Origin of the sequence: Rhodococcus sp. MS13, assembly GCF_013277835.1 — a bacterium.
GTDB classification, from domain to species: domain Bacteria; phylum Actinomycetota; class Actinomycetes; order Mycobacteriales; family Mycobacteriaceae; genus Rhodococcus_F; species Rhodococcus_F erythropolis.
In genome coordinates this window covers 38352-50520 of the sequence record NZ_VBTL01000001.1, presented here as the reverse complement: position 1 = coordinate 50520, position 12169 = coordinate 38352, and the positions used below count along the sequence as shown (strand labels likewise).

Below are 12169 nucleotides of genomic sequence, written 5' to 3'. Positions count from 1 at the left end.
GTTCTCCGACAAGGAGAACAGGGACTTTCGTGCAGCGTGCCGGTGAGTGGTTGCGTGGCGGCGAGTTAGTGTCCTACCGGCCGTTCTGTAGATACGCGATGGCTATCAGCGATCCGACTTCGTCGTTCACGTCCTCGGTGCTGGTGAGCCCGATCTTGTGAGTCGACTGCCCGGGAGCTTTGGCCGGCACCAGAAGTTCGGAACCGGGGGCCTCGACAAAACGTAGCCCGAGGTCGACTCGGGCTTTGGTGGCCGCTGCGATGGCAGCAAATTGGCGAGCGCGAACAAAGGGCGTGTATGTTCCGCGGCCTTCGACTCGAACATCGGTTCCGAGCTCTTCGATCAGACGTCGGGCTGCATCGAAGATGGGTCGCAGTGCTGCCTTCGGACCGCTGTACTGCTGGTCGATGTATTGCTCGACGGTCGGCTCCACCCATCCGGACTGTTTGGCAGTCTCGAATGCAATTGCCCACTGCGAGTTCTGCGGTACACCGTGCTCTGCTTTCAGCCACTTGCGGACTTCGTTCTGATCGAGCGGGTCGACCCCCGACGTCCGTACAGCCTCAACCCATTCTTCGAGAGTGCGTCCGGTACGGTCGCGCATGGACGAGGTGACTGCGGCCATCATGTCGGAGGGTTCCATGCGTCTGTTCTACCGGCTGTCACGGTGCACGGGTAGCTCGCTCAGTCGATACCCAGCATCGCCCTGAGCGCGTCTGCGCCGGTCACTTCGACGGGGTACGGCGGTGCGACAAAATCTTCGCGCCTGAGGGTGAAGAGTCGACGCACGGTCATTCGGCCGTCGGCAGCCAACTCCTCTACTGTGCCGTCGGCGCGGTAGCCGACTTTGGTCGACACCGTGATCGAGGCGGGGTTGTCCGTGAACGCCGACGACACGACGCTTCGTGCGCCCAAAGAGTCGAATGCGAATGCGCAGATTGCCTGTCGGGCAAGAGTGCCGATGCCCCGGCCTTGGAACCCGCGCCCGATCCACGAGCCGGTTTCACCGGTACGACTTTTGGGAAAGTCCGTCGCGGCGAACGCCTGGCAGCCGACAATTTCTCCGTCGACGACAATGGCTGTTTCGAATTTCCAGTCGGCCGTGGTCATCGCTCCGCGGACCGACCAGTGGTATTGGATGAATCTTCGCGACACTTCTTCGGGAGTGCCCACCGTCCAGGGGACGAGAAACGGCATCTGTTCGGCAGGGTGAATGCCGGCTCGGACCAGCGCAGCGAGTTCGGGGAAATGGTCGTCGCGCACAGGGACCAAGGTGATGCGCCCACACGTGATCGTGACTCCGTACGGAGGCCAGATCTCTGTCAGTGGATCAACCATCGTCTTCAGGCTTTCGTTCGTGTGCGAATCGGGTCACAGTCTGGCATGCCCGGCCCGTCCGAGTGAGCGACTTCTGGTCATCGAGATTCTTTTGCCCTCGCGGTACGGAGTCGTGACATTAGTGTGTGGACGGTGACTACAGACAAACCGGTACGTCTTCGTGAAGGTAGATCGCCTGACAGGCTTTCGCGTGGTGTGGTGGCCGGATACGCAGCGGGAAGTGTCGGCACGGGTGGATTCGGCGTGCTTCCAGGTCTGGTACTGGCGTACTACCTGACCGATACGCTCGGCGTGGCCGCGGCGCTCGCGTCGCTTGTAGTCATTGTCCCGAAAATCGCCGACGTCCTGATCGATCCGCTGATCGGGTCGATCAGCGATCGAAGCTCTCATCGAACTGGTACGCGAGTGCCACTCATGCTCGCAGGCGCTTTGGGACTGCCGTTGCTCTTCATTCTCACGTTCTCAGCCCCCGTGTCTGCGGGCCCCGGAGTCGGGGCGTTGTGGGTGCTCGTCTTCTTCCTGCTCGCGGCCAGTGCCTACAGCCTCTTTCAGGTGCCGTACATCGCGTTGCCGACCGAGTTGACTGGCGATTACCACGAACGCACTCGTTTGGTATCGGTTCGAATTGCGGTGTTGGCCCTGACAATTCTGGTCATCGGCGCTGGTGGACCGGAACTTCGCGACGCTGCCGGGGGCGGAGCACGCGGTTATCTGGTCATGGCGATCGGGGTGTCGGCGCTGATGTGTGGGGCAATGATCTGGGCAGTTCGCGGAGCGGCGCGCCACACGGTGACTCACGCGGACGCGCCGGTCGGATCGTTGCTCTCGCAGTACCGGGACGGGTTCGACGCGATACGACGCACCCGCGCGTTCCGATTGCTGGTCATCGTCTTTGTGCTCCAAGCACTTGCCACCGCTGTGATGTTGGCGGGTGCGCAATATCTGGCGACCTATGTGATGGGCAGCGAAGGCGCGCTCACCGGTCTGTTCGTTGCACTCGTCGGACCAGCTCTCGTCGTCATGCCGCTGTGGTACCGGTTCTCGCATCGGTACGGAAAGCTTCGCGGTTACGTCGTGTCCTCGGTTCTGTTTGTCGTCGCGACGGCGTTGTTGACCCTTGCGGCTGTCAACGCCGGTTCGTGGATCTACGGTGCCGTCGCCCTTGCCGGCGTCGGATATGCCGGCATGCAGGTTTTCCCGTTGGCGATGCTTCCTGACGTCATCGAGGACGACGCGCGAATCGGTGGACGCCAACGTGGTGGTTCGCTCAGTGGTATCTGGACAGCCTCGGAAACCGCAGGCCTTGCCCTGGGGCCCGCGGTGTTCTTGGGTGTACTCGCGGTGACCGGCTTCGTTTCGAAAACTGCGGGCGAAACTGTCGTGCAACCGGAATCAGCGCTGACCGGAATAGCTTTTGGCTTCTCGGTCGTCCCGGCGATCCTGGTTGCGATCAGCCTGGTCGTACTGCGGAACTACCGCACCGAACAAGAATCCACTCACGAGAACGTAGGTGAACGATGAGTTCCACTCAGGCCGAGGAACTTCAGGGCAAGATCGTCGAGAGCACGAACCTCGAGAAGAGGGCGGCCGACATCTTGACTCGGCTGCGTTCGCTTCGTGAGCAGGACGCCCCGACGCACGGAGGCCGGGTTCTGTCGTACGTGTACGACAGCGGTCTCGCAGCCCTCGACGAGTTGGCAGCGGACGCAGCTCGATTGGTTCAGCCGGTCAACGGTCTCGACCCGACGGTGTTCCCGTCCACGGCGGTGATGGAGCGTGAGTTGGTTGCGTTCGCTCGCGAGTTCCTCCATGGAGCTTCAGACCCAGCCGCAGATACCGATACAGACACAGACACAGACACCGGAGGAGTAGTCGTCGGAAATGTCACCAGCGGCGGAACGGAGAGTTGTGTGTTGGCCGTCAAGGCAGCTCGCGACTTCCGCGGGCTCCCGCCGGGTGAGGGTTCGCTGGTTCTTCCGACCACCGCGCACGCCGCTTTCCACAAGGCAGCGCACCTACTCGGACTGGAACTCATCCTGGTACCCGTAGATCCCACGTCGGGGCGCGTGGGCGCACAAGATATTGCGACGGCAGTTCGGAAGGACACGGTTCTGATCGTCGTCTCGGCGCCCAATTACCCGTTCGCGGCGCTCGACCCGATCGCCGACGTCGCGGAAGTTGCTCGTGCACATTCGATTCCATTACATGTCGACGCCTGCATCGGCGGGCTTGCGTTGCCGTGGTGGGGTGATCTGCCGCCCTGGGATTTCCAGGTGCCCGGTGTCACCAGCATGTCGGTCGACTTCCACAAGTACGGATACTCACCCAAGGGCGTCTCGGTCTTGCTGCACCGCGGGCGTGACCTGCATCGCAAGCAGTATTTCGGGCTCACGGACTGGCCGGGGTATCCGGTGGTCAATCCCACGCTTCTCGGTTCCAAATCCGTTGCTGCTCTGGCCGGAGCGTGGGCGATTTCGCAAGTTCTCGGGCAATCGGGGTACGCCGAACTGGTGTCCCGGGCGCAGCGGGCCACCCGTGCGCTGATCGAGACGGTCCAGAGCATCGACGGGCTTCGCGTCGTGGGCTCGCCGGTGGGGCCGCTGTTCGCGGTCGCCACCGATGGTTCGGTGCCCCTCGAACGTCGAGTCGATCCGCATCGCTGGGTAAGCGCTGTCGGTGCCCGCGGCTTCGTCCTTCAAGGGCAGCCGGCGTCGACGCAACCTGACGGAACTGTATTGCCTCGAACAACCCACCTCACCGTCACCCCGGTGACCGAGTCGGTGCTCGGCGAGTTGACCAATGCGCTCGTCCTCGGTGCCGACGACGTTCGCGGCTCGGCGGCAGCCGAGGCGCCGCCGGCACTGGCAGAGTTGGCCGGAGCATTCGAACGTGGCGATGTCACCGTCGCCGATGTTCTTGCGTTGCCAAGTGACGCTGTCGCGGCAGCTTTGAGGTCGGCGGGGCTGGATCCTCGGGGTTCTGCTGATTCTCCCTTGGACATGGCGGCCGTCCTCGCGGCAGTGGAATCGCTGCCACGTGAGGTCACGAAGAGACTGCTGGTGGAATTCCTCGCCGGGCTGGTGGAGCCCTGACACCGCTATGAATACCGAAACCTCGATGAATACCGAAACTGCGGTGAACACTGCCCAAAACTCGGACAAATGGCGCGAAAGATTCGCGAATCGGGCGTAAGTTTTCTGTCATCGGCTAACCATCTTTGTCGGAGGGGTTGATCTGTGACTGGTGCCGCGACCAAAATTTTGACGGTTTTCGAGGAAGTGATCGGGGTTCCGCTTCCGGTTCGCGTGCGATGTTGGGACGGTTCGGAGGCAGGTCCGCCGGACGCCGCTGCGCGGGTACATTTCCGGAATCGGCGTGCCCTACGTCGAGTCCTGTACTCTCCCAACGAATTGGGGCTGGCGAGGGCATACGTGTCCGGCGATCTGGACGTAGACGGCGATATCTTTGCGCTCCTCGATGTCCCGGATCTGGTCACGCGGCTCGGTGAGAATCGTTTGTCGGCGTTGCCGTTGCGCTCGCTGGTGCGCGCCGCCGGTACTTTCGCCGGCTTGGGGGCGGTGGGTCCACCGCCATCGCCTCCGTCGATCGAGATGCGTCGTAAGCGAGGCAAGCGGCACAGTAAATCACGCGATTCGGCCACGGTCTCCCATCACTACGACGTCGGGAACCGCTTCTACGAAATGTTTCTCGGGCCGAGCATGGTCTATTCGTGCGGGTACTGGCCGGAAGGGGTCGAATCCCTCGAAGCTGCTCAGTACGCGAAGCTGGATCTGATTTGCCGCAAGCTCGATCTGAAGCCGGGAATGCGACTGCTCGACGTCGGTTGTGGCTGGGGATCGATGGCACTGCACGCTGCCCAGAACTACGGCGTCGACGTCGTCGGAGTGTCACTGAGCAACGAGCAGGTCGAGTACGCCAAGGGACGAGTTGCCGACGCGGGTTTGGCCGATCGTATCGAGATTCGGGTGCAGGACTATCGCGACGTCGACGACGGCCCGTACGACGCGATTTCGAGCATCGGCATGTCCGAGCATGTGGGCCTGGCCAATTTGCCGGTGTACACGGCAAAACTCTACGACCTGCTCGTGCCGCAGGGTCGTCTGCTCAATCACGCCATCGCGGCGGTGAAGTCTTTGTCGGACAACGTCGATGACGGACGCAGTTTCATCGACAGGTACATCTTCCCGGACGGTGAGATCCTTCCGCTGAGCAAAACCATTGATGCGCTCGAACTTTCAGGCTTCGAGACGCGTGACAGCGAGGCGTTGCGCGAGCATTACGCCTTGACACTGCGCGCGTGGGTACAGAATCTTCGCGAGAACTGGGACGCATCGGTCCTACAGGTCGGTGCTCCCCGCGTGCGTACCTGGTTGCTGTATCTCGCTGCCAGTGCCCTGGGTTTCGAGGAGCCGCACAGGCTTACGATTCATCAGGTCCTGGCCGTGAAACCAGGGGATCGGGGGGCCAGTGGCATGGCCCGCTCGCGTAGCAGTTGGTATCGATCGATTGAAGTCCCGCAGATCGAAACCGGTCCGCGCGTCGACTGAGGCCTATACGTTGGATTTCCATGAGCACCCGGAAGGTTGTCCTCGCGGCACTGAAGGTTTCGGCCGTTGCGGTATCGGCGCTGTTGTCGACCTCGCTACTGTTCACACCGATATCGAACGCCGAACCTGTGAACGATTTCTACGACGCGATTCCGGGCGACGTCGGTGATCCGGGTTCGGTGATTCGGACGGAACCGCTGCCGCTGGCCGGTGCCGTTGGCGGAGTGCCTGGTGTGGGGACCCGGATCCTGTATTCGAGTACCGACACCCACGGATCCAATGTTGCTGTGTCGGGCTCGTACCTGGAGCCGGCCGCCCCGTGGTCAGGCGCGGGCCCGCGCCCGACGGTCGTGATCGGTCCGGGCACTCAGGGCCAAGGTGATCAGTGCGCGCCGTCGAGGATGTTTCCCACTGCCGGTCAACTCCGCCTGGCGGAACCCGGGAATCCGTCGAACTACGGTGCCGGTGTGGACAGTGTCGGCGTCAACTACGAGTCCGCATTTGCTTTCGCATTCCTAGCCCAGGGCGTTCGCGTGTTTGTCACCGACTACATCGGACTCGGAACACCCGGCACCCATACCTACGTCAATCGCGCCGAGGAAGCCCATGCGATGTTGGACGGTGCACGCGCTGCCCGAGCCCTGGCGAACGCAGGAGAGGACGATCCGATAGCGCTGTGGGGCCATTCGCAGGGCGGCGGCGCCACTGCCGCTGCAACCGAACTGGCACCCGAATACGCGCCTGAGTTGAATCTGGTCGGGAGTTACGCGAGCGCGCCCCCGGCAGACCTGGCAAGCGTTCTGCGTCATATCGACGGTACCGGCCTGATGGCCGCGATCGGCTACACGATCAACGGCGTCCTCGACCGATATCCCGCCGCCCGAGAGCCGATCGAATCTCGACTCAACGACTACGGCCGGTCCGTGCTCGCCGACGTCGCCGGGCAATGCCTCATCGATTCCCGAACCAAGTACGGGAAGCAGTCGACGGCGTCGTGGACCACAGACGGTCGGCCACTGGCCGACGTGGTGGAATCGGTACCGGAGATCCAGCAGGTGATCGAGGAACAACGCATCGGGCGGCGAACCCCGGCCTCGCCGATTCTGGTCAACGGAGCGCTCAACGACGATTTCATCCCGTACGAGCAAACCCGGCGCCTGGTTCAGGACTGGTGCGCGCGCGGGGCCGAGGCGACGTTGTTCACCGACACCCTGCCTGCAGTGAATCCGGGGAGCGGTAACAACCACCTCGCGCCTGCCGTAGCGGACTTCGGTGTCGGATTGCAGTACGTGCTGGACAGATTCAACGGCAAGCCTTTAGTCGACACCTGCAACGCCTGACACGCCTGCTTCTCGATTACCTTGCGGCGTAACCACCGTCTCATTGCGAACGGTGGTTGACTGAGCCCGTGAACGATCGATCGCACGACCTTCCGATCAACCCGGTTCCGCGGAGTGAGCTGGGTGCCGGGCCAGCGCTGAGAGTGTCGACAGGTCTGGTGCTCGGTGTCGCTGCAGGCGTCGTCACGGCGTTGGTCGGCTACCCCCGGTTCGCTTTCCTGATCGGCTGGGATGTCGCGGCGATGGTGTTCACGGTGTGGACGTGGATTCTGGTCTGGCCCTTCGATGCGACGCTCACCGCGAGCCACGCAACGCGGGAAGAACCGGCTCGCAACGTCGCACACCTGCTGATTCTCGGCGCTGCCGTCGCGAGCCTGGTCGGTATCGCGTTCCTGCTCTTGGCGGCACCCGACGGACATCACTACCAAGTCGTGGCGGCATCGGTTGCAGTAGGCAGCGTCGTGATCTCGTGGCTGGCGGTCCACACGCTGTTCGCCCTCGGCTATGCGCGGCTGTACTACTCGGGCCCCGACGGCGGAATCGATTTCAATCAGGAAGAACCGCCGCGGTACAGCGATTTCGCCTACGTGGCCTACACGGTCGGGATGAGCTTCGCGATTTCCGACACCAACTTGAAGTCGTCGGATATGCGCGCGATGGCGCTCGGCCACGCATTGCTGTCGTACCTGTTCGGTTCGGTGATCGTGGCGTCCGTCGTCAACTTGATTGCAGGCCTGTGACCGATCAAGCCGTGTGACCGATCAAGCCGTGTGACCGATCAAGCTGCTGCACGCCCGATGCTCGAGAGGAAGCCGGCGGCTCCGAAGAACAGGCCGGCGAACACTCGATTGGTGGTTCGCTGCTGTTTGGGGGATCGCATCAAGGTGAGCACCCGTGCAGCCAGCCCGGTGTATCCGGTCATCACGATCACGTCGACTGCGCACATCGTGGCGGCGATGATCAGATACTGCGGAAGCAGCGGTGCCGACGGGTCCAGGAACTGTGGGAGCACAGCGAGCATGAAAACGACGGCCTTCGGGTTGCTCGCGTTCACGAGAAAACCGCGAAGCATCATCATCGGGCCCGAACTGCTCGCGGTTGCCTCGTCGGTCTCCACCTCGGTAGGCGTCGATCGCCACTGCCTGATTCCCAGGTAGACGAGGTATGCCACACCGAACCACTTGATCAAGGAAAAGGCCACGGTCGAACTGGCGAGAATTGCACCGACCCCGGCCGCGACAATTCCGATCTGCAGCAGCAATCCCAACTGCAGCCCGAAGATGTTCCAGTATCCGCGCCGCAAGCCGTAGGCAAGCCCTGACGACATCGACGCAATGGCGCCGGCCCCCGGTGACAGGCTGATCACCCAACTTGCTCCGAAGAACGCCAACCAGACGTGCCAACTCATGTCGAAAGTCCTTTGATCGGGGAATACTCCCGACAACCAGCACGCACGGGATCAGAAAAGTGTAGACGGACTGTCCTGCTCACTGCTCGCGACAGTGCAATGATCGGGAGATGACGTCGTATCCCGTACTCGACCTGACACCCGACGAATTACTGACCACAACGCGGACCGTTCGAAAGCGTCTGGATCTGACCCGTCCCGTGCCGTTGGACCTGGTGAAGGAATGCCTCCAGATCGCCCTGCAGGCGCCCTCCGGTTCGAATCGCCAGGGGTGGCAGTGGATGGTGGTGACCGATCCGGCACTGCGTGCAGCAGTCGGGCAGATCTACAAGGAAGTCACCGACGAGTACCTTGCTTCTCACGGTTCGGCGGCAAAACTCTTCGCCGATGATCCCGATCGCGCGCCGATCCAACAGCGAGTAGGCACCAGCGTCGCGTGGCTCGGTGAGCACATGGGCGAGGTGCCGGTTCTTCTCATTCCGTGCATCAAGGCGGGTAAGACGTTGCCGGAGGGGAACCAGGCCGGTCTGTGGGGTTCTCTACTCCCGGCCGCGTGGAGTTACGCTCTGGCCGCACGGGCACGTGGACTCGGTACGGCGTGGACGACATTGCACCTGCAGCGTGAAGCGGAAGTTGCCGAGCTGCTGGGTATTCCGGCCGGATTCCATCAGGCGGCGCTTATCCCGACGGCGTACTTCACCGGCGAGACGTTCAAACCCGCCGCCCGTGAACCGGTCGACAACGTGCTGCACGTGGACCGATGGTGAGCCTGATCTACTCGGCGATCTGCTCGATCGACGGGTATGTGGCTGATGAGCAGGGGAACTTCGACTGGGCGGTTCCCGACGCGCAGGTCCATTCGTTCGTCAACGAGCTCGAGAGGGGAGTCGGCACGTACCTGCTCGGGCGCCGGATGTACGAGACGATGATTCCCTGGGAGACAATGATTCCCTGGGAGACAACGGCACACGAGGACCTTCAAGGTACTTCCGCATCGGTAGGTTCTTCGGTGCCGGACGAGTTTGCCGGAATCGAGTCGGCGACAGTCGAGTTCGCTCAGATCTGGGGTGGCATCGATAAAATCGTGTACTCCACGACGCTGAACGAGGTGTCGACGGCGCGCACAACGATTGCCCGGGACTTCGACGCCGACGCCGTTCGTGCGCTCGAGAGCGAAGCGGTACAAGATATCTCGATCGGCGGGCCGACGATCGCTGCAAGTGCATTCGCGGCGGGGCTGGTCGACGAATGCCGACTGTTCGTCTGCCCGGTCAGCGTAGGAGGCGGATTGCCTGCCCTTCCGCGCGGGCGACTGGACCTGCAGCTGCTCGAAGAGAAAACCTTCGACGGCGGCGTCATCTATCTGCGGTACGCCGTCCGCTAAGCCGCGATCATCACCGCCGTGACTACTGCGAGTAGAGCGATGTAGGCGGCGGCATGGATCCGGTCCGGGATGGCGCCGACAATTCGCCGGCTCAGTGCAATCGCAGGTAGAGAGCCGGCCAGTAACGCGCAAACGGCGAGAAGGTCGATTGCGCCGACTCTGCCCGCTGACAGATCCGAGGCGGTGCTGTGCCCTGATGAGGCCGCGTACACCGCAGTCGCGACGACGGCGACAGGCAAGCTCAACGGGTTGGCGCTCGCGGCGGCGTCGGCCATCGGAACTCCGCCGCGACGCATCATCGGAACCGTCATGACGCTCCCGCCGACTCCGAGGAAACTTGCGACGGCGCCGATGCCTATCCCGACAGCGCGGACGCCGTGACGGTCAAGATGTTCTCGAGGTTCAGGTGGTGTCAGAAACCCTTGTCGCAGAAGGCTGTCGAGGATTGTGACCACGAGGTAGAGGACGAACAGAATCCGAACGGCGCCGTCGTCGACGTGACCTGCCGCAACCGCTCCGAGGCCTGCTCCGGCCGCGACGGGGCCGATCAGTGGTCTGATGTACTCCGCCCGAAGCCGTCCTGACTTCCTGAATGCGATTGTGGCACTGAGTGAATTGACCACCATCACTGCCGCCGAGGATGCGACGGCGACATGCATCGGATCGATGACGTCCGCCCGAAGTGTGGATGCAGCGTAAACGACTGGGACGGTGACAAACCCGCCACCGAATCCGAACAGAACGGTAGTGACTCCGGTCAAGGCGCCGAAAGCGAGAAGGATGAGGGCGTAGTGAAGCACTTGATGAACGGTAGCGATTTCTCCGCTGGCGCACATTCGAAGGTTCGCCACGTTCCATTGTCAATCAGACACGGACTCGGTAGGTTCCTCCGGTGCGCAACATCTCGATCAACGACGTCGATCACTCACCTCGCGGTGTTCTCGCAATCGGAACCGACTACCCACCAGGCCACGTGCTGGCCGCCCACAAACATCGACGAGCCCAGTTTCTCTTCGCTGTGAACGGTGCGATGAACGTCGAAACCGATGACGGTGAGTGGACGGTTCTGCCGTCCAATGCGGTCATGATTCCCGCCGGTGTCGCTCATGCAGTGACGATGGACGGCGTCAGCACGCGAAGCCTCTACATCGAACCGTCCGCAGCGCCGTGGTTCCCGGTCAGGTGCCGAGTCGTCGCAGTATCTTCGCTCCTGCGTGAGCTGCTCGTCGCTGCAGTCGACATGGATGTCGAGCTGAACGTGGAGGACGACTTCCCCGCACACGGACGCGGCGCCGCGGTATTTCAGCTGATCCTGCACGAACTTCGCGATCTTGCGCCCCTACCTGTGGAACTCCCGCTGCCTCGGCACCCGGGATTGCGGGCGTTGTGCACGCGGTATCTCGCCGGCCCGTCGATCCACGACTCGCCCACGCGGTGGGCCGAGCAACTCCACATCAGTGAACGAACACTGCACCGCTTGCTGATCTCGGAAACGGGGATGAGCGCGTCGTCGTGGATGCAGCGTGCCTGCATTCTTCACGCGCTCCCGAAACTCTCTGCCGGTGCCAGTGTGACAGCCGTTGCGTCTGAACTCGGATACTCGACGCCGGCTGCCTTCGCAGCGATGTGCACCCGAGTCTCGGGTGCACCGCCCAGTAGCTATCGGGCGCGCGTCAGGACACAGACACCGGGATGATGTCGGCGACGACGTCGTGGATGAGACCGTCACGGACTTCGAAGGTTTCACGAATCTCCACGGTCATGAGGCGAGTGCCACCGATTCCCGCGTCGAGCAGATAGGTGGTCGAGACGATGTCCCCGGCTTCCGACATCTCTAGGTCTCGTACGCCCTGGATAACGCGGTATTGGATACCGTTTTCGAGGTCGGCGGACATCTGTGGTCCGGAGAACCCCGTCTTGAGTCCGGCTTCGACGCGCGTCGCATCCGGGGCGAAATGAACATCGGAAACGTCATGGGAGACCAGGGCGTCGATGTAGGCGCGTGCCTGCGCCTCGCGGGGTGAATCGGCCGGGTTGGGGGCTGCTGTCGCAGCGCCTCCGGCAACCAGGATCAGGGCAGCCGTGGCAGCGGCAGTTCCGGCGATATTTCGCAGTGTTCGCATGGGACATC

At 62.5% G+C, this 12169-nt stretch carries 13 protein-coding genes; 8 read left to right on the top strand and 5 right to left on the bottom strand.

Annotated features, from left to right (window positions below):
• Positions 1–73: 73 nt before the first annotated feature.
• Together FEZ59_RS00185 and FEZ59_RS00180 are read right to left on the bottom strand one after the other, a co-directional pair.
• Entirely contained in the window at positions 74–643 is a 570-nt protein-coding gene (locus FEZ59_RS00185) for a DUF5655 domain-containing protein (RefSeq protein ID WP_019748792.1), read from the bottom strand.
• A 41-nt stretch (positions 644–684) separates the two neighbouring features.
• A complete protein-coding gene (locus tag FEZ59_RS00180) occupies positions 685–1338 on the bottom strand; it encodes a GNAT family protein (RefSeq protein ID WP_019748791.1) in 654 nt (217 codons plus the stop codon).
• Between the two features lie 195 nt (positions 1339–1533).
• On the opposite strand from FEZ59_RS00180, the gene FEZ59_RS00175 reads away from it, so the two are divergent.
• From FEZ59_RS00175 to FEZ59_RS00155, 5 genes are all read left to right on the top strand, one after another.
• On the top strand, positions 1534–2859 hold the full coding sequence (locus tag FEZ59_RS00175; RefSeq protein WP_100199298.1) for an MFS transporter: 1326 nt from the start codon (positions 1534–1536) through the stop codon (positions 2857–2859).
• Positions 2856–4430, top strand: a complete 1575-nt coding sequence (locus tag FEZ59_RS00170; protein WP_172932050.1) for an aminotransferase class V-fold PLP-dependent enzyme — start codon at positions 2856–2858, stop codon at positions 4428–4430. Before FEZ59_RS00175 ends, FEZ59_RS00170 begins: the two co-directional genes overlap by 4 nt.
• A gap of 144 nt (positions 4431–4574) precedes the next feature.
• Positions 4575–5906, top strand: coding sequence for a class I SAM-dependent methyltransferase (locus FEZ59_RS00165; RefSeq protein ID WP_019748788.1), 1332 nt, complete (start codon positions 4575–4577; stop codon positions 5904–5906).
• 20 nt (positions 5907–5926) lie between these two features.
• Positions 5927–7246, top strand: coding sequence for a lipase family protein (locus FEZ59_RS00160; RefSeq protein WP_019748787.1), 1320 nt, complete (start codon positions 5927–5929; stop codon positions 7244–7246).
• 68 nt (positions 7247–7314) lie between these two features.
• Entirely contained in the window at positions 7315–7986 is a 672-nt protein-coding gene (locus FEZ59_RS00155) for a DUF1345 domain-containing protein (protein ID WP_020908009.1), read from the top strand.
• Between the two features lie 38 nt (positions 7987–8024).
• On the opposite strand, the gene FEZ59_RS00150 is transcribed toward FEZ59_RS00155, so the two are convergent.
• Positions 8025–8654, bottom strand: a complete 630-nt coding sequence (locus FEZ59_RS00150) for a LysE family transporter (RefSeq protein ID WP_019748785.1) — start codon at positions 8652–8654, stop codon at positions 8025–8027.
• A gap of 110 nt (positions 8655–8764) precedes the next feature.
• On the opposite strand from FEZ59_RS00150, the gene FEZ59_RS00145 reads away from it, so the two are divergent.
• Together FEZ59_RS00145 and FEZ59_RS00140 are read left to right on the top strand one after the other, a co-directional pair.
• A complete protein-coding gene (locus FEZ59_RS00145) occupies positions 8765–9421 on the top strand; it encodes a nitroreductase family protein (protein WP_003942413.1) in 657 nt (218 codons plus the stop codon).
• The gene (locus tag FEZ59_RS00140; protein WP_047272198.1) at positions 9415–10038 is read left to right on the top strand and encodes a dihydrofolate reductase family protein; all 624 of its coding nucleotides are present in this window, start codon (positions 9415–9417) and stop codon (positions 10036–10038) included. The genes FEZ59_RS00145 and FEZ59_RS00140 overlap by 7 nt, the downstream gene beginning before the upstream one ends.
• Here FEZ59_RS00140 and FEZ59_RS00135 read toward each other — a convergent pair.
• Positions 10035–10838: a sulfite exporter TauE/SafE family protein gene (locus tag FEZ59_RS00135; RefSeq protein WP_019748782.1), complete on the bottom strand. Its 804-nt coding sequence runs from the start codon at positions 10836–10838 to the stop codon at positions 10035–10037. The two genes, FEZ59_RS00140 and FEZ59_RS00135, sit on opposite strands and share 4 nt — an antisense overlap.
• Positions 10839–10930: 92 nt before the next feature.
• Between FEZ59_RS00135 and FEZ59_RS30350 the strand changes: the two genes are divergently transcribed.
• Positions 10931–11734, top strand: coding sequence for a helix-turn-helix domain-containing protein (locus tag FEZ59_RS30350; RefSeq protein ID WP_172932049.1), 804 nt, complete (start codon positions 10931–10933; stop codon positions 11732–11734).
• Here the strand turns inward: FEZ59_RS30350 and FEZ59_RS00125 are convergent.
• A complete protein-coding gene (locus FEZ59_RS00125; protein ID WP_003942394.1) occupies positions 11712–12161 on the bottom strand; it encodes a hypothetical protein in 450 nt (149 codons plus the stop codon). The genes FEZ59_RS30350 and FEZ59_RS00125 overlap by 23 nt on opposite strands.
• Positions 12162–12169 lie beyond the last annotated feature (8 nt).